Source organism: Flavobacterium galactosidilyticum (genome assembly GCF_020911945.1).
Classification (GTDB): domain Bacteria; phylum Bacteroidota; class Bacteroidia; order Flavobacteriales; family Flavobacteriaceae; genus Flavobacterium; species Flavobacterium galactosidilyticum.
This window is the reverse complement of record NZ_CP087135.1, coordinates 3,219,501-3,238,343: the sequence shown is the minus strand read 5'-3', so window position 1 is coordinate 3,238,343 and position 18,843 is coordinate 3,219,501. Positions and strand designations below refer to the sequence as shown.

Sequence of the window (18,843 nt, the reverse complement as noted above, 5' to 3'; positions counted from 1 at the left end):
AGGGCATTTTTATTTACTCATTCTTAGTTAAGAATTGAAAACTCAAACCATATCGGAATATGATCTGAAATTATTCTAGCTTCTTTTAGTGTAGTAAAGCTTTTATAGAAGGGAATAATTCCTGAATTTAGATGATTTATTTTTAAAGACTTGAAGAAGATATTGTCAAATTCTGATGCTAAACAGGCATCTTCTTTACACTCTTTTTTTAGAGATGTTTTTTGGCCAATAAAAACGGACTCATATCCCATTTTTTTCAAAGGATTAAAAACGGTGTACGATTGGGGACAATTGAAATCTCCTGCAAAAATTAAATTTAAGTCAGGATATTGATCTGGTAAAAATTTAAAGTATTTAATTTCGGTTTCTGGTTGTTTGTTCTTAGTAATAGCATGAAAATTAACTACAGTAAATTGTTTGTTCTCATATTGAAACGTGCAGAAATAGGGTTCTCTGTCAATCTCCAAATTGTATTTTTTTTCCAGCCAAGCTTTCCCTATTTTTCTTACTTTACTAGTTTTCCAGATAAAAGCATAGCGCTCTGTTTTATAAGCACTACTACTTGTTGGGTTGCTAATGGTGTAATCCCATTTTGCTCCTTTACGATTCAATTCATCTGCCAGTCTTGCTACTGCCTGAGCTCCGCCATGACCTGCTACAACCTCTTGTATGGCTATAATGTCATAGTTTCTCAAAGTATTAGCAATGAAACTTATCGTTTCTTCAGATTTTGATTTGCCAAAATTCTGAATGTTCCAAGAAAGGAGTTTTGTTTGAGAGAATCCAAAAAAGCATATTAGAAAGAGTAGGAGAGTAAGGAAGAATTTCATGAAATGTATTTGATGCTTAATTATATTCAAATAACGTTGATTCATAGTTAAAAAAGAAAAAAAAGCAGTGTTTATTAGGTATGAGTAGGTTTTAACGAATTAGATTCTGAACAAATAATTTTGTCTAGGACTATCGAAAATTGGAGATAGTATTTATTACTAATTTTGATTTTTTGTTTAATTTAAATAATTTCTAAACTCATCGTTTTTTATTTATTCTTCCAAATGTGATATACTAAATAGACAATGAATACTCCACCTAAAATTATTATTCCTACTTGTATTAAAAAGAATAGATTTAGTTTCATCATTGATAATTCATTCCTGTCTTAATGAGGTTGGGAAAATAGAAAGAGTGTACTTTTTTTGAGTCAAGTACATATTTCTATTATGGAGTTGTAGTTTTTTGGATATAAGCAATCTTACCTTTTTTATGTCTAGAGGTGATATGCTTTTTATTTGTATTGGTGAGATTTTGTATTAAATCAAATTTTGGATTTTCATAAAAACTATTAATATTATTTAAAGAAGCATTGTTATTATGATGTTGTTTTTTTTTATTTTGGCTAATGGATATCTCTGGAGTGTTTACTTTAATATGAATTTTGAAATAATTTGTTTGTGTTTTTTGAATGTGTTGTTTTTGGATTGGACTTGTAAATAAGGCAACAAGCATCAATAGTCCTATGGCTATTATTTTTCTCATATTTTTATTTACTACAGGTGTCAAATATTGTTTTTAGACTTACCCAAACGTAATTTGATTCACTTTTCTGCATACTCTGGTTTTATATTAATGATTTCAGTAAATCAAAACTAGTATAACTAAAACGCATTACTTTACGGGAAACCGTAAACGCCTTGTTTTTATTTTTTTAAGTATAAAAAAATGAATGTACCAACATTAGTGTGGTTTTAAAAATAGGAGCTAATCTGTAATCCTTACTAAATATAAAGAATATAGTTTGAACTAATAATAAAAGTGTAAGAATGGCTTTGACTGATTTAATTTGTCAAAAAAAGCTAAAAAACATTCGTTGTATTAGGGTCTTAATGGTATATTAATTTAGTACATCATGAATCCTAATAGAACTCAAAAAAGTAATAACGAGTTGGTGATTTTCTCTCGGTAAAGAAGTTAGAGTAGCAATGAAATCACGCGTTTTGCGCTGTTGTATTAACAATTTAGATCAATCCTAAATCATTTGTAATGGCAATCAAATGCACGTTGTTATTGGCTTTGAAGTAAATTTTCAATCTGTTAATCCGTTTTTCTTAACTGCTATTACTATTTGGAATAATGCCAGAATTTTTTTATCACATGAATAAAACTGTAGCGTAAGAATGATTACAACGGTTGTGTAAATGACAGATTTTTTTTTTTGAAAGCTATTGTACTAAAATATTTAAATTATGATCTATTGATTACTTTCATTTCATAATTCGTTATGAATAAAAAACCCCATCACGCTATGCGGATGGGGTTTGTGTAAGTAAGTAATCTAAATTATGTTGATAAAACGTTTATTTTACTTTATTAAGTATTGCTTTGAAAGCTTCTGGGTGATTCATAGCCAAATCTGCAAGAACTTTACGGTTCAATTCGATATTGTTCTTTTTCACTTTACCCATGAATTGAGAATAAGACATCCCTTCCAATCTAGCTCCAGCGTTGATACGTTGAATCCATAATGCACGGAAATTTCTTTTATTCACTTTTCTATCACGGTAAGCGTAGCACATTGCTTTCTCTACCGCGTTCTTAGCAACTGTCCAAACGTTTTTACGTCTACCAAAGAACCCTTTGGCTTGCTTCATTATTTTTTTTCTTCTTGCTCTTTTAGCAACTGAATTTACCGATCTTGGCATAATTTTATTGTTTTTTTTGTAGCAGGCGGCTTGAATTTAATCAAAAGCACTTAATGGCCATACTCCAAGGTTATTTTAAATTTTTTTAACCTAAAGAAATCTCTAAGCTTTAGTCTTATTACTTAATTCTTAAGACTGGAAACTTTTATTAGATAATTCTTAATTGTTGTTTGATGCTTTTCATATCTGTTTTGTGAACTAGCGCAGAGTGTGTCAATGCTAATTTACGTTTTTTAGATTTTTTAGTCAAGATGTGACTTTTAAAAGCATGCTTTCTTTTAATCTTTCCAGAACCAGTAACTTTAAAACGTTTCTTGGCGCTAGATTTGGTTTTCATTTTAGGCATTTTTTCCTAGTGTTTTAATTTATTCTTACTTACTTATCTTTGCGAGCTTGTGAAGCAAGCTCATTATATTATTTCAAGCTTAAGGTTTCAAGTTCAAGATTTTAAAAGTGAACACTGAGCACTGTAAACTGAATACTATTTTTTCTTCTTAGGAGCAATGAACATGATCATTCTCTTTCCTTCTAAAACTGGCATCGCTTCTACTTTACCAAATTCTTCTAGATCTGTTGCTAATCTTAATAATAAGATTTGACCTTGATCTTTATAGATAATGGAACGTCCTTTAAAGAAAACGAATGCTTTCAATTTAGAACCCTCTTTTAAGAATTTTTCTGCGTTTTTTCTCTTAAACTCATAATCATGCTCATCTGTTTGAGGTCCAAAACGGATCTCTTTTACAGTTACCTGAGTCGATTTAGCTTTTAAAACTTTATCACGTTTCTTTTGTTCGTAAACAAATTTCTTGTAATCCATGATTTTACAAACTGGAGGCTCTGCATTAGGCGAAATTTCAACTAAATCCAGTTCGAATTGATCTGCTAATCTTAAAGCTTCTGTAAGTTTAAAAACTCCAGGCTCAATATTTTCACCTACAAGTCGTACTTCTTGTATACCACGAATAAGTCCGTTTATTCTGTGGGCATCTTTTTTTTCTACGCGAGGTTGGTAACCTCTGTTGCTTCTTATTGCTATGACTTTATAATTTAAGTTAAACTGTAAATACTTTTAATGTTTTGCTGATTTCATCATTTACAATTGCAGCAAATTCATCGATTGTAATTGTAATATTTCCTTTTCCTTCCTGACCGTGACGGCGGATAGAAATCGTTCCATTTTTCTCTTCTTCTTCACCTACGATAAGCATAAAAGGGATTTTTTGCATTTCGGCATCCCTAATTTTCTTACCTATAGTTTCGTTTCTGTTATCAATGAGGGCGCGAATTTCGTGATTTTCTAGCAAATCTAAAACTTTTTTCGCATATATTTCATATTTCTCGCTCAAAGACAATATTATAGCCTGTTCTGGCATTAACCACAGTGGGAAATTTCCTGCTGTATGCTCTAATAATATCGCAATAAATCGTTCCATTGAACCAAATGGCGCTCTGTGAATCATCACAGGTCTATGTAATTCGTTGTCAGAACCTTTATAAGTCAATTCAAAACGTTCTGGCAGGTTGTAATCTACCTGAATTGTACCTAATTGCCATTGTCTTCCTAAAGCATCCTTTACCATGAAATCCAATTTTGGACCATAGAAAGCAGCTTCACCATATTCAATAACAGTATTTAATCCTTTGTCGGCAGCAGCGCTAATAATAGCATTTTCTGCTTTTTCCCAATTTTCATCGGTACCAATGTATTTTTCTCTATTTTCTTTGTCTCTTAACGAAATCTGAGCTGTGAAATTTTCGAAACCTAAAGATCCAAATACATAAAGTACAAGGTCAATTACTTTCTTGAATTCCTCATCTAGCTGATCAGGGGTACAAAAAATATGTGCATCATCTTGAGTAAACCCACGTACACGCGTTAGACCGTGCAACTCACCACTTTGTTCATATCTGTAAACAGTACCAAATTCAGCGTAACGCTTTGGCAAATCTTTATAAGACCATGGTCTTACATTATAGATTTCACAGTGATGTGGACAGTTCATTGGTTTCAACAAAAATTCTTCTCCTTCATGCGGAGTAGTTATGGGTTGAAAACTATCGGCACCATATTTTGCATAGTGACCTGAAGTTACATACAATTCTTTTTGACCAATATGTGGTGTAACTACTTGTTCGTAACCTGCTTTTTTCTGTGCTTTTTTCAAAAATTGCTCTAAACGCTCTCTCAAAGCAGCACCTTTTGGCAACCATAACGGTAGACCTTGTCCTACTTTAGAAGAAAAAGCAAACAATTCAAGCTCTTTACCTAGTTTTCTATGATCTCTACGTTTTGCTTCTTCAAGTAGCGCTAAATATTCTGTAAGATCTTTTTGCTTAGGGAATGATGTTCCGTAAACACGAGTCAACTGCTTATTTTTCTCATCACCACGCCAGTAGGCACCCGCAACACTCATGATTTTCATCGCTTTGATAATTCCAGTGTTTGGAATATGACCACCACGACATAAATCAGTAAAGGTATCATGATCGCAGAATGTAATTGTTCCGTCTTCAAGATTAGTAATAAGTTCTGTTTTATAAACGTTGTCTTTGTATAATTCTAAAGCTTCTGCTTTAGTAACAGGACGTAATTTAAATTCATGTTTCCCTCTTGCAATTTCAAGGACGCGGTCTTCAATTTTTTTGAAATCAGCATCTGTGATTTTATGATCTTCAAAATCTACATCATAGTAAAATCCGTTAGCGATTGCTGGCCCAAGAGTTAATTTAATTCCTGGATACATTTCTTCTAAAACCTGCGCCATGACGTGAGAAGTAGAATGCCAAAAAGCTTTCTTACCATTCTCGTCATTCCAAGTGAATAATGTAAGATTTCCGTCCGTTGTCAATGGAGTACTGGTCTCAAGAGTTGTACCATTAAAAGAAGCTGAAATTACATTTCTAGCAAATCCTTCACTAATGCTTTTAGCAACATCCATCGGAGTTACATCAGAAGCATACTCTCTAATTGACCCATCGGGTAAAGTAATCTTAATCATTTTTTAAAATTTTATGACTGCAAAGATAGATTATTAGGAAAAGACAAGCAATAAATAGCTGATGTTTGTTAGTCTAAATTTTACAAAATAAGGAAGTATTTTAAAAATGAGGTGATAATGGAGAATCCAGTCACTCTTTTAGCGATTAATACTTTTTAAAATTTTAAAAAGTGTATTTCTTATCTTCTGTAAAACAATCAGTTTTACAAGTCAATTTTTCTTAATTCGACGTAGTTTCTATTCAGTTTTTTTAATAAAATTCCATAAATTAATTGATAAAAAAGCCATACAACGCCAATTAAAATTGCAATAAAAAACAACATTAGTAGACAGATAAAGAACATTTTCCCTCCATCAGTATTTGCAGATTCAGTTTGGAATTCATTAAAGAAAACTACTACTGACACAACAAAAACTAGCATCAGATTAAAAATAATGTAATAACGTACTGTTTTTCTGGTGTTTAAAATGCATTCCATTAATTTTTTTGTATTCGAAGTAACTGTTATAGAACGATAATTTCTATAAAATAAATACATGAAAAATAATGCCACTCCGTAGCTTAAATAATCTAAAACGCTAATTACTAGCTCGACCGTTGGTGATTCGCTCGTTTTTTCATTTGGCATTAAATAACTTAGAGAATTTAATACTACAAATTCTAAAATACTAATAATAAAGATCCACTTCACAATGGAAGATGATCTTTTATGAATCATTTTATATATTTCATTTTCAGATACTTGCTCGAAATGATTGTCAATCTTTTGCCAATCTTTTTTTAATAAATCCAGCTCTTTCATATTCCTAATGGATTTAATATTTTTTTTAATTTACCCTTTATCCTGTTCATTTTAACCCTCGCATTCACTTCGCTAATCCCCAACGTTTCTGATATTTCGTGATAATCCTTATCTTCAAGATACATAAATATCAGCGCTTTTTCAATATCATTTAGTTGGTAAACCGCTTGGTACATTAATTTCAATTGTTCTTCCTCCTCATAATCATATTCTACGTCATTCAAGAAATGCTGCCGTCCTTCAAATTCAACCGTATTTATGGAACGTTTTGTTTTTCGATATAGGGTAATTGCAGTGTTTAGAGCTACTCGGTAAGCCCAAGTAGAAAATTTGCTATCGCCTCTAAACTTTGGAAACGCTTTCCATAACTGAATCGTGATTTCTTGGAACAAATCCTTGTGTGCATCGTCGTCGTTAGTATATAACCTACAAATTTTGTGGATTATATTCTGATTTTCGCGCAGTTGCTTGACAAAAGAATATTCTAAATTTTCACTCATATATACGTTAGTAATCTAATAGTAGATTTTGTTACAAAGTAGCGGTTTTTTTTTAGGAGCACATACATTTTCATTCAAAAGTGAGTGTGAACCTGCTTTTCGCTGTATCCTCGCTTATTGTGTCGTTCCTCACACAATCAGCAAGGGATGCCGCTTCAATCACGGCTAGTATAGAGCGTTTTATTTTTATAAGAACTTTTCAAGAAAATCAATGTAAATAGCAATGGGAATGTCAATAGCCATTTCAATAAAAAAAACTTATTCTAAAATCTGCAAGCAAAAATAGTTAATCATGAATCAGAAATCAAAAAACAATATTACTTCGTATATTAGCAACACTTAATTTCAGTACCAAGAAAATATATGAATATCCCAAATTCAACTTTACCTAGAGTAGTTATCATTGGCGGGGGTTTTGCCGGAATTGCACTAGCCAAAAAGCTAAAAAATAAAAAAGTGCAAGTCGTTCTATTGGACAAACATAATTATCATAATTTCCAACCGTTAATGTACCAAGTTGCTACTGGCGGACTCGAAGCGGGTTCTATTGCTTATCCAATTCGAAAAGTAATTCAGGAGTATGATAATTTTTATTTTAGGTTAACTAACGTTGAAGAAATTGATACTGCTAACAAAAAAGTAATCGCTGAAATTGGAGAATTAAGTTATGATTATCTCGTAATTGCCACTGGTTCTAAAACTAATTATTTTGGGAACAAAGAAATTGAGCGCAACAGTATGGCTATGAAAACCATACCGCAGTCGCTCAACATTCGAAGTCTGATATTAGAGAATTTTGAACAGGCAGTTTTAACTAAAGATACAACGGAACAAAATAGTCTGATCAATTTTGTCCTCGTTGGTGGTGGACCAACAGGAGTTGAGCTTTCAGGTGCTTTGGCAGAGATGAAAAAAGCGATTCTTCAAAAAGATTACCCTGATCTTGATATTGCTAAAATGCAAATTAATCTGATTCAAAGTGGGGACCGAATCCTAAACACTATGAGTGAGAAAGCCTCAGTAGCAGCAGAGAAATTTCTAACAGATTTAGGAGTGAAAATTTGGAAAAATGTACGTGTTACTAATTATGACGGTCGCACGATAACCACTAATTCCGATTTAATTTTTGAAACGGCAACTGTAATATGGACCGCAGGAGTTCAAGGGGCAATCGTTGCAGGGTTAGATAGTAAATCAGTAGTGGAAAAAGCAGAGCGTATTCGTGTCAACGAATTCAATCAAGTTTTTAGCTACACTGATATTTTTGCATTAGGAGACATCGCTTCGATGGAATCAGAATTATATCCACAAGGACACGCTATGATGGCACAACCTGCTATACAGCAAGGCGATTTATTAGGCGATAACCTCGTGAGATTAATTCAAAACAAAACCATGAAAGCATTTGAGTATAAAGACAAAGGTTCGATGGCAACAATTGGCAGGAATAAAGCAGTTGTCGATTTACCAAACTATCACTTCAGTGGAGTTTTTGCTTGGTTCGTTTGGATGTTTGTTCATTTGTTTTCTCTCATTGGATTCAAAAATAAAGCAGTAGTTTTCTTAAATTGGGTATACAATTACATTCGCTTCGACCGCGAAGGCCGACTAATAATAAGACCCTACAAAAAGAAAAGTTTTACAACTTTTATAAGTGATGAGATATAGAAGGAATGCGCTTCAAAGTTAATGTTAAGACGAATTAGTAACTATTGATTAGTAGTTAGTCCTAAAATCTAAAGTTTAAAATGAATTATTAAATAAAGTTATATTTTCTAGTCACTGGTCGTAAATCTGAAATCGTTAATATACAACCATAAATCATTTCAAAACTCTTTGTCCTTATAATAATTAACCATCAAATTTACATATTTACTATAACTGTCTAATCCGTCTTGCTGCTGATTTGCTTTCAAGAATTGGTCATAAAAAGCATGGAAACCTTTGTCAATAATCGTATCATATTGCTTCCAGAAAAGTTCACTCTCTTGATAGTTTTTTAATACACCAGGATTTACGGTTTTTAATAATTCATCGTAAATTTTTTCATCTTTTGCGTATAAATTTCCCAAACAATACTGCAAGGCCATACTATAACCGGAATACTGAATGTAGTAATCTTCATTTTTTATACAAGCTAGAAATCCGATGAAGTTGCATTCACTTTCACTGGCAAAACCCATTTGGTGCGCCATTTCGTGATTTGTTGTCATAGGGAACCTATACATAGGGCCAAGATAATTTACTTGGGCTTCGTTAGTAAACGGGTTCAAATATCCACCAAAACCCATATAAGTCAGGGGCAAACTGAATAATGATTTCTTGATACTTGTGTTTTCATAATCAAAAAAAGAATATTGATTGGAAAGTGTTTTGTATCCATTCAAACTCTTTTCAAAAAACTGTTCTTGTGAATAGGGAACCACGACTTTTAGATTATCATTATTTGTTATCTGATTTTGGACAGCATTTGTCTTTACGATTATCTTTTTGGTGAAAGCCAATAAATCTGCATCCGAGTATTCCCTTTCAATAGCCATTTTTTCAAATAGTGGTTGGCGATAATAATTTAATCCCCAAAGTAGATGAAAACAAAAATAAAATACTGAAATAAAGCTTAAAATAGCTAGAGTATTATTTTTCCAGTCTAATTTCCAGGTTTTTCTCTTTTTTAGAAGCCATTTAAGACCCAATACAATCAAAATAAAATAAAGACAATCACCAACTGAAAAAGGAATATTTCCTAAAACAATTCTTTCGATTTTGGAAATAATAAGATATAATCTATTGCTATAATACTGCTCCACCGTTTCTGGAAAGTAAGGAATAATTTTCAAGAGTATTATTTGAAAAAATAAAAAGTAAGGAAGGATGTATTTGCGTTTCACAGTATGTTTTTTCGAATTGTAAATATAATTACAATATCAATTAGTACCATAAGGAATTTAAACTTTGTAACTTTGTGACTTGTAAATGTTAAACTTCAAACAAAAATAAATGAGTCAAGAAATAAGAAATTTAGAACCAAAAGCACTTTGGAATAAGTTTGCTGATTTGAATGCCGTACCTCGTCCTTCTAAAAAAGAAGAGCTTGTAATTGAGTTTATAAAAAATTTCGGAAAAAGCCTTGGATTAGAGACTTTTGAAGATGAAATTCGCAATGTAATTATCCGCAAGCCTGCAACTGCTGGAATGGAAAACCGAAAACCAATCGTACTTCAAGGCCATCTGGATATGGTGCATCAAAAAAATGCGGATACCGTTTTTGATTTTGATACACAAGGAATCGATATGTATGTTGATGGGGATTGGGTTCGCGCTAGAGGGACGACTCTTGGTGCTGATAACGGTCTTGGAGTTGCTGCTATGATGGCAATCCTAGAAAGCACTGACATTCCGCATCCTGCCATCGAAGCTTTGTTTACCATTGACGAAGAAACTGGAATGACGGGCGCTTTGAATCTTAAAGGTGACGTTCTTCAAGGAGAAATTCTTTTGAATATGGATACCGAAGAAGATGATGAAATTGATATTGGTTGCGCTGGTGGAATTGATGTAACAGCAACTGCAGAATATGATGAAGAGGAAACTCCTGAAGGTTCAGTAGGGTATACAATCAGTGTAAAAGGCTTGAAAGGTGGACATTCAGGAATGGATATTCACAAAGGTTTAGGTAATGCTAACAAAATTATGAACCGTTTATTATTTGATGGTTTTGATAATTTTGGATTGCAAATTTCAGAAATAATTGGAGGTAGTTTGCGTAATGCGATTCCCCGTGAAAGCACGGCTAAAGTTATTATTGCGGGCGTGTATGATGAAGCTTTTGTTTTTGATATGCAGCAAATTGTAAACGAGATAAAAACAGAATATAAAACAACTGAACCTAATTTAGAAGTTATTTTTGAAAAAATGGATGCTGCTCCTGCTAAAGTGATGCCGTCTATTGCGCAGTTTTATTTTGTGAGAGCAATGTACACGGCTCATAATGGCGTTTACAGAATGAGCGCTGATTTTGATAACCTTGTAGAAACATCAAACAATATTGCTAAAGTAGTTTTAGGTAATGGACAACTTGTAGTACAGTGTTTAACACGTTCATCTGTTGAAACTTCTAAATTTGATTTGGCTAACGCTTTGCGTTCCGCATTTGAATTGATGGGTTGTGAAGTAGAGTTTTCAGGATCTTATCCAGGATGGACTCCTAATTCAGAATCAGAAATATTAGATATTTTGGTTGGGATTTACGAGAAACAAAATAATGCAAAACCACAAGTAGTGGCGTGTCACGCTGGATTAGAATGTGGTATTTTAGGAACTAATTACCCTAATATGGATATGATTTCTTTTGGACCAACTATTCACGGTGCGCATTCACCAGACGAAAGAGCAAGTATTTCATCTTCTCAGAAGTTCTGGAAATTTGTATTAGAAATTTTAGCTAACATACCAGTAAAATAGTTTTCTAAGAAAATAGAAAAAAGCATAATTAATTTCCGTTTAGGATTTTAATTATGCTTTTTTATTTGGTGGTATTTTGAATTTTAAAAAACAGCTCAGATTTTAATACGAACAGAAATTATTCGTTATTGTCCGCTAAATTATTTTTCAAATGTTCACTATCCCAACTATGATTTGTAGCCGCAATTTGGGAATAAGTATCCGTTTTTAGTAGTTCTTCTTGTATTTCGACTTCTTCTTTTATGGTGATCATGTAGGCCATTTTATCATGTCGTTTTTCTGCCAACTTCAGTGTTGTAATTTCGTCATATTTTATAAATTGTTGCCCTTGTCGTGTTGCAGAATATTTGCGATGGCCTAGTTCAACTAACGCGTCAACTCCCATATTAACGGCGCTAAATAAGGTTTCCCTATAAATGTGTTTTACGCTGTGATCGATGAGTTCGTAAGCATCATTTCGATTACGAGCCCGAGTTAAAATTTTTAAATGAGGAAAATGTTTCTGTAAAGTTTCAATCATTTGTAAATTAACCGATGGATTATCAATTGCTGCAATAAATATTTTTGCATTTTCACAACCCGCTGCTTTCAATAATTCCAATCGTGTTGCATCTCCATAATATACCCTGAATCCCATTTTTCGCAATAGATCAATTCGTTCTGAGTCATAATCTAGTATTGTTAATTTTACCTTATTAGCTTTTAATAAACGCCCAACCGTACTGCCAAAATGCCCAAAACCGGCAATAATAACAGGAGTAGGCTCGTCTATAAAATCATTTTCTTTTTTTGGTTCAGTAACTTTTTCTTTGACTCTTGTAAATGGGTAAATTAAGCGTTCGTTGATTAGTAGTAAAAAAGGAGTAGCGACCATACTCATAGCAATAACAGCCATAACCTGATTAGCCAAAATAGTAGGAATAATACTTAGTTGCATACAGAAACTCATGATAACAAAACCAAATTCACCTGCTTGACTCAATCCAATCGCAAAAAGAAAATTTTGGTCTAAGCTTTTTTTATTGAATCGGCTCATTAAAAATAAAACCACGAATTTTACAAGCGTTAAAATAGCTCCAAAAACAAATATGAAAAGTGGATTTTGAATAATCAATTGAAAATTTATCGAGGCACCGACACCAAGGAAGAAAAGGCCTAAAAGTAAACCTTTGAATGGAGCAATATCACCTTCTAATTCGTGACGAAATTCAGAATTTGCCAATACCACTCCTGCCATAAATGCGCCAAGTGCCGGACTTAATCCTACTAATTGCATCGAATAAGAAACTCCTACAACTAGCAATAAAGCCGAAGCAGTAAACAATTCCTGCAACCTCGTTTTTGCTATAATATGTAATAGTGGAACAAATACATAACGACCAGCAAAGTAGATAGTAGATATGATGCCAAGTACAATTAAGGTTTGTAACCAACTAGGATAGCCAGCAATTAAGGATTGTGGTCCTTCGCTTACAGCTTCTATATTTACGGTAGATAGTAACGGTAAAAATGCTAAAATGGGAATTACTGCAATATCTTGAAAGAGTAAAACGGCAAATGAAGAACGCCCAAGAGAAGTGTTTAACAATCCTTTTTCTTTTAAGGTTTGTAATACAATCGCGGTCGATGATAATGCTAAAGCTAATGAAATAGCCAATCCTGTTTTCCAACTCCAATCCATGAAAAGAAGAAAGCCTAAAAATAAAATGACGGTAGTTCCTATGAGTTGCGCAGAACCCATCCCAACAATGAATTTTCGCATTTTCCAAAACTTGCGAGGTTCCAATTCTAAACCAATTAAGAACAACATCATTACTACTCCAAATTCAGCAAAGTGCATAATGTCTTGTCCTTCTTGACCTATAAATCCCAGAACGTAAGGGCCAATAACTATTCCCGCAAGAAGATAACCCAAGATTGAACTCAGACCTAGTTTTTTTGCAATAGGAACACAGATTACAGCTGCCGCTAAATAAATAATTGCTTGTAATAAAAAATCAGTCTCCATATTAAACTTTTATTGTAGCAAACCATTCATTCAAATAATGGTGTTGCAAAATTTCATCTGTGTCTAAGTTGATATTTTCCAAGTAGTCGAGGAAATAGCCGAAAATTAAGCCATTTTTCTCGTAATCTTCTGCTGTCATATTGTGTGTTCCGTGCACGACATATGGTGGTAAGTATAACATATTACACACTTTAGCAGTTTGATTAAAAGGCTCTAGTAGTTCAAGAATGCTATAACGATCCTTTCCTGTTTCGCAATAATTTTCTTTATCGCCTCCCGTCGTTATTACTTGAAATATAATTTTGTTTATTAATGCTTTCCCTTTTTTTCCATATGCCCAATTATGCTCTAAAACCATGTCGATCCATTGTTTCATAAGTGGCGGACAGCTATACCAGTACATGGGATGGTGCCAAATAATAATATCATGTTTGCTTAATAACAGCTGTTCTCGCTTTACATCAATGTCAAAATCAGGGTATTCTTCATACAAATCATGAAAAGTGATGTTTTCTGATATGGGAATATTATCCACCAGCGCCTTGTTTGCGTGGGATTTTTCGAATAGAGGATGAGAAAATAATATTAATATTTTATTCTTAGACATTAATTTACGATTTTGCTATTTGTTTTTTTTAAAGTTGTAATTGCATGACATACAGTAGTTTTTTATTGATTTATTTGTTGAAAGGTATAAAAAAAGGATTGATTTTTAGTTTCAAAAACCACTAAATCCTTCCAGAAAATAAAAATATTTTTAGAAGGATTTAGTAAAGAATGTATTTAACTTTAATTCTTGAAAAATGCTTTTAATAAACTTTTACTTCCCACAACCCATAGAATGTCATTTTTCTCCAAAATCATTGTTGATTCTGGGTTAAGAATTCGCTTTCCACTTCGTTCTATTCCTACAATTAAGGCATTAGTTTTTTCACGAAGTTGTGATTCACGAATATTTTTGCCAATGAATTCCTCTTCCTTTAGTTCTAATTGTTTTAAGATAATATCAGATACAATGATTTCTGGAATTTCAATTTCATTTTGATGTAAATACCCTTTAAACTGGTTGACTTGATTATCTGTACCAATGATACAAATCTCATCTCCTGGGAACAAACGTTCATTTTTAGTGGGGATATTTATAGTAAAGTCTCCTCTTTTGATAAAGGCGATATTAACTCCTAATAGTTCACGTATTTTTAATTCGTTTAATGTCTTGCCAACTACATTTGAAGTTGGTGCAATTGTAAATGTGGACATGTGTCCGTCCCAAGGTGTTAAATCACTTCTGCTTCTGACAATCTTCTTGACTTCTCTTGCATTTAAATTTCTCAAAAAGTGATCTTCAATTTTGTCATACTGTGCATTTAATTTTTTTGGAAAAACAAAATATACAACGACAGCAAAAATCAGCGCTATAAAGGCGATTCCTGGTGAGAAAAAGATATTTAGTAAAAAACCAATATAAAAAAGGGTTAAAACCATTCGCAGTAAAACCATCATGAGAATAGGGCCACGATATTTACGCTCCTCTCTTAAAATTGCCACTTCTTTAACAGCAACACGTCGCAATGAAAGAGCCCATAAAAATGGTGATATTATCACTAATGTTATTAATGCGCCAAAGAGATTTCCAAATTTTAGATCTTGTACTAAGGGTAAAATATATTTAGATGATAGTAGAATAATAGCTACAATAATTACGGAATGAATAATTACTTGAGTCAAAAAAGCCCGAACTACTATTTGCCAATTTGTCACTAACTTGATTGATTGTGCATTGGCACTATAACGTTCAATTCTTTTAATCCATCTTCTAGGTAATTTGTCTTCCAAAAATTCAGAAAATGGAGTAGCAAATTTTATCATAAAAGGAGTAGTAAAAGTCGTCACCGCTGAGACCGCTACTACAATAGGATAAAGGAAATCACTGGTGACATTTAAAGACATTCCTAATGTTGCAATAATGAAGGAGAATTCCCCTATTTGCGATAAACTCATTCCTGTCTGTACGGATTGTTTTAAGGGTAATCCGGATAGTAACGCACCTATTGTAGAACTTATAGATTGACAAATAATAACCACTAAGGTTAAAATAGCCACAGGTAAAGCATATTCATACAACGTTTCTGGATTAATTAACATACCAACAGAAACAAAAAATACTGCTCCAAAAAGATCTTTTACCGGTTTAACTAGATGTTCAATATGTTCTGCCTGTGTAGTTTCGGCAATGATAGATCCCATAATAAAAGCACCTAATGCGGGAGAAAATCCAACATTAGCAGCTAGAATAACCATCATCAAGCACAAGGCAAGCGAGATGATCAATAGCATTTCGTCAGTTAATATATTCTTAGCCTTTTTTAGTAATGTTGGAATAAAAAAGATTCCGCCAACAAACCAAATTGTCAAGAAAAATATCAGTTTTAAAACGGATAACATCAATTCACTTCCTGAAAACTGCTGGCTCACGGCAATGGTTGATAATAATACCATCATTAAAATCGCAACAATATCCTGAACAATTAAGGAACCAATAACAATTCCTGCAAATTTTTGAGTTTTTACACCTAATTCGTCGAACGTTTTGAGAATGATAGTGGTTGACGAAACTGAGAGAATAACTCCTAAAAACACGCTATCCATAGAGTTCCAACCAATCCATTGACCTACCATATAACCTATGACAATCATGGAAATTATTTGTGTAATAGCAGTAATTGAGGCGCTTCCGCCTACTTTCATTAACTTTTTAAAGCTAAATTCCAGTCCTAAACTGAATAAGAGAAAAATTACTCCAATCTCTGCCCAAACTTCTACGCTGCTAACTTCTTTTACAGTAGGGAAAAATACAAAATGTGGTCCTGCCAAAAAACCAGCAATTAAATAACCAAGAACTAGCGGTTGTTTAATTTTTTTAGATAATAAAACTGCAACTGCAGCCGTCATTAATATCAATCCTAAATCACTAATTAAGGGTTGTAAATGTAGCGATACGTTCGCTACTGTTTCCTCGGTATTCATGGGCATTTATTCGTGTTATAATTGTTTTTTGTATTGTGGTAAGGTATATAAAATATTTTTTTAATGATAGTGTTTTTTGTTAAAATGACTTTTTATGAATTGATTTAAACGAAAAATTCCCATTAAAAAGAAGTGTTTTTCTCTTTTTAATGGGAATTGATGATTCTAATGATTTTATAAGTCTTAGATTCCCAAGAAATTGCTTGGCGTTATTTGCATTAATTCTGCTTTTATTTCTGCTGAAACATCAAGTGTTGCTATAAAACCATGAATTGCTTTTTTGTCAATCGCCTCATTGGTTCTAGTTAATCCTTTCAGTGCTTCATAAGGATTTGGATACGCTTCTCTACGCAATATCGTTTGAATAGCTTCAGCTACAACTGCCCAGTTTTTCTCTAAATCTTCGTGAAATTTAGATTCGTTTAGTAATAATTTGTTTAATCCTTTCAAAGTCGCTTCAAATGCGATTATCGTGTGACCAATTGGAACTCCAATGTTTCTTAAAACTGTACTATCCGTTAAATCGCGTTGTAATCTTGATATCGGTAATTTAGCAGATAAATGTTCGAAAATAGCATTTGCAATTCCTAAATTCCCTTCTGAATTTTCAAAATCAATTGGATTTACTTTATGTGGCATTGCCGAAGATCCTATTTCTCCTGCTTTGATTTTTTGTTTGAAATATTCCATAGAAACATACGTCCAAATATCTCTGTCTAAATCGATAATGATCGTGTTGATTCTTTTTAATGCATCAAAAAATGCTGCAAAGTGATCGTAATGTTCAATTTGTGTAGTAGGGAAGGAGTGGTGTAAACCAAGATTCTCTTCCACAAATTTCCCACCAAATTTTCTCCAGTCAATTTGAGGATACGCTACATGATGTGCATTGTAATTTCCAGTTGCTCCACCAAATTTAGCTGCAAAAGGAATATTAAACAACAAACGCATTTGCTCTTCTAGACGCTCTACAAAAACACCAATTTCTTTACCCAAACGAGTAGGAGAAGCTGGTTGTCCGTGCGTACGAGCAAGCATTGGAATGTCCTTCCATTCGACACTTAAATCTTTTAATTTAGAAGTCAAAGTAATCAATGAAGGCATATATACTTTTTCAAAAGCTTCTTTTGTAGAAAGTGGAATCGCCGTGTTATTAATATCTTGAGAAGTCAATCCAAAATGGATGAATTCTTTATATTGGGACAAACCTAATTTCTCAAAAGCATCTTTGATGAAATATTCTACTGCTTTTACATCGTGGTTTGTTACTTTCTCGGTTTCCTTGATCCACAGCGCATCTTCAGTAGAAAAGTTTTTATAAATGTCACGTAAGCTTTCAAATAAATTTGGGTTTACGTCTTTTAGTTGTGGCAAAGGCACTTCGCACAAAGCAATAAAATATTCAATTTCAACCAATACGCGGTATTTGATTAAGGCTTCTTCTGAGAAAAATGGAGCCAGCGAAATAGTCTTGTTTCTATATCTACCATCTATTGGCGATATAGCATTCAATTCGTTTAAAGTAGTCATTGTTTAGTTGTTTGTTCGAAAGTCGCAAATATAAGCAGATATTAGAAATTAGTAGTACGATTTATGATATTTGAACTGGATAAAAACACTTCTTTATCCTTTTTTTTTGTTTTATAGAAATGAAAGCAACTTATTTCTCATGATTTCAACACCTTTGGAGGCCACTTCTGGAATGATTTCTAATGGATTTCTAAGATTTGGAATTTTTATAGGTTTTGGGTCAATGTAAAAAAGCGGTGTTTCTCTAGAGGTAAAATCAATTAATCCAGCTGCAGGATATACTTGTAGTGACGTTCCAATAACAGCAAAATAATCAGCAGTTTCTGTAATTTGTATCGCTTGGTCAAGCGCAGGAACTTCCTCTCCAAACCAAACAATGTGAGGTCGCAACTGATTGTTTTCGTCGTCAAGATCTCCAAAGTTCAAATCTTCCTGCCAATCTAAAATATGATTCAGATTACGTACACTACGCACTTTTAATAATTCGCCATGTAGGTGCAAAACATTCGTGCTACCAGCTCGTTCGTGTAAATCATCAACATTTTGTGTGATAATATGCACCTCGAAATCTTTTTCTAATTCAGCCAGAATTTCATGTCCTAAATTGGGTTTGGCCTCTTTAAGTTGTCTTCTTCTCTGGTTATAAAAATCAAGTACTAAAGCTGGATTTTTATGCCAACCTTCAGGCGTAGCTACATCCATCACGTTATGACCTTCCCAAAGTCCGTCGCCGTCTCGAAAAGTTTTTATGCCACTTTCTGCACTGATTCCCGCGCCCGTTAAAACTACTAATTTCTTTTTCATGTTTATATT

General features: G+C 33.1%; 16 protein-coding genes and 1 pseudogene. 2 read left to right on the top strand and 15 right to left on the bottom strand.

Annotation, left to right across the window (positions count from 1 at the left end):
* Positions 1-23: 23 nt before the first annotated feature.
* The 9 genes and pseudogenes from LNP27_RS13925 to LNP27_RS13885 form a co-directional block, all read right to left on the bottom strand.
* A complete protein-coding gene (locus LNP27_RS13925; RefSeq protein ID WP_229942240.1) occupies positions 24-830 on the bottom strand; it encodes an endonuclease/exonuclease/phosphatase family protein in 807 nt (268 codons plus the stop codon).
* Positions 831-1,218: 388 nt separating this feature from the next.
* Positions 1,219-1,536 (bottom strand): hypothetical protein, encoded by a 318-nt coding sequence (locus tag LNP27_RS13920; protein ID WP_229942239.1) that lies wholly within the window; start codon positions 1,534-1,536, stop codon positions 1,219-1,221.
* 479 nt (positions 1,537-2,015) lie between these two features.
* Positions 2,016-2,144, bottom strand: a pseudogene (locus LNP27_RS13915) (response regulator); the annotation flags it as partial.
* A gap of 210 nt (positions 2,145-2,354) precedes the next feature.
* A complete protein-coding gene (rplT, locus tag LNP27_RS13910) occupies positions 2,355-2,699 on the bottom strand; it encodes a 50S ribosomal protein L20 (RefSeq protein ID WP_026708677.1) in 345 nt (114 codons plus the stop codon).
* Positions 2,700-2,847: 148 nt separating this feature from the next.
* Entirely contained in the window at positions 2,848-3,045 is a 198-nt protein-coding gene (rpmI, locus tag LNP27_RS13905) for a 50S ribosomal protein L35 (protein ID WP_022827375.1), read from the bottom strand.
* 135 nt (positions 3,046-3,180) lie between these two features.
* Positions 3,181-3,678 (bottom strand): translation initiation factor IF-3, encoded by a 498-nt coding sequence (gene infC / locus LNP27_RS13900; RefSeq protein WP_229944076.1) that lies wholly within the window; start codon positions 3,676-3,678, stop codon positions 3,181-3,183.
* 76 nt (positions 3,679-3,754) lie between these two features.
* Positions 3,755-5,701: a threonine--tRNA ligase gene (gene thrS / locus LNP27_RS13895; RefSeq protein ID WP_229942238.1), complete on the bottom strand. Its 1,947-nt coding sequence runs from the start codon at positions 5,699-5,701 to the stop codon at positions 3,755-3,757.
* Positions 5,702-5,904: 203 nt separating this feature from the next.
* Entirely contained in the window at positions 5,905-6,504 is a 600-nt protein-coding gene (locus tag LNP27_RS13890) for a hypothetical protein (protein ID WP_229942237.1), read from the bottom strand.
* Complete coding sequence (locus LNP27_RS13885; protein ID WP_229942236.1) at positions 6,501-7,004, bottom strand: RNA polymerase sigma factor; 504 nt, start codon at positions 7,002-7,004, stop codon at positions 6,501-6,503. The genes LNP27_RS13890 and LNP27_RS13885 overlap by 4 nt, the downstream gene beginning before the upstream one ends.
* Positions 7,005-7,367: 363 nt before the next feature.
* Here LNP27_RS13885 and LNP27_RS13880 point away from each other — a divergent pair, with 363 nt between their 5' ends.
* Positions 7,368-8,672 carry an NAD(P)/FAD-dependent oxidoreductase gene (locus LNP27_RS13880; protein ID WP_229942235.1) on the top strand — a complete coding sequence of 435 codons (1,305 nt, stop codon included), beginning with the start codon at positions 7,368-7,370 and terminating at the stop codon, positions 8,670-8,672.
* A gap of 158 nt (positions 8,673-8,830) precedes the next feature.
* Here the strand turns inward: LNP27_RS13880 and LNP27_RS13875 are convergent, their stop codons facing one another.
* The gene (locus tag LNP27_RS13875) at positions 8,831-9,892 is read right to left on the bottom strand and encodes a DUF3810 domain-containing protein (protein ID WP_229942234.1); all 1,062 of its coding nucleotides are present in this window, start codon (positions 9,890-9,892) and stop codon (positions 8,831-8,833) included.
* Positions 9,893-10,001: 109 nt separating this feature from the next.
* On the opposite strand from LNP27_RS13875, the gene LNP27_RS13870 reads away from it, so the two are divergent.
* Positions 10,002-11,465, top strand: coding sequence for an aminoacyl-histidine dipeptidase (locus tag LNP27_RS13870; RefSeq protein WP_229942233.1), 1,464 nt, complete (start codon positions 10,002-10,004; stop codon positions 11,463-11,465).
* Positions 11,466-11,583: 118 nt separating this feature from the next.
* Here the strand turns inward: LNP27_RS13870 and LNP27_RS13865 are convergent, their stop codons facing one another.
* From LNP27_RS13865 to LNP27_RS13845, 5 genes are all read right to left on the bottom strand, one after another.
* A complete protein-coding gene (locus LNP27_RS13865) occupies positions 11,584-13,473 on the bottom strand; it encodes a monovalent cation:proton antiporter-2 (CPA2) family protein (RefSeq protein ID WP_229942232.1) in 1,890 nt (629 codons plus the stop codon).
* A gap of 1 nt (position 13,474) precedes the next feature.
* Positions 13,475-14,080 (bottom strand): NAD(P)H-dependent oxidoreductase, encoded by a 606-nt coding sequence (locus tag LNP27_RS13860; RefSeq protein WP_229942231.1) that lies wholly within the window; start codon positions 14,078-14,080, stop codon positions 13,475-13,477.
* A gap of 182 nt (positions 14,081-14,262) precedes the next feature.
* Positions 14,263-16,500 carry a cation:proton antiporter domain-containing protein gene (locus LNP27_RS13855; RefSeq protein WP_229944075.1) on the bottom strand — a complete coding sequence of 746 codons (2,238 nt, stop codon included), beginning with the start codon at positions 16,498-16,500 and terminating at the stop codon, positions 14,263-14,265.
* Positions 16,501-16,683: 183 nt separating this feature from the next.
* Complete coding sequence (gene purB / locus LNP27_RS13850; protein ID WP_229942230.1) at positions 16,684-18,030, bottom strand: adenylosuccinate lyase; 1,347 nt, start codon at positions 18,028-18,030, stop codon at positions 16,684-16,686.
* 111 nt (positions 18,031-18,141) lie between these two features.
* Positions 18,142-18,834 (bottom strand): SIR2 family NAD-dependent protein deacylase, encoded by a 693-nt coding sequence (locus LNP27_RS13845; RefSeq protein ID WP_229942229.1) that lies wholly within the window; start codon positions 18,832-18,834, stop codon positions 18,142-18,144.
* Positions 18,835-18,843 lie beyond the last annotated feature (9 nt).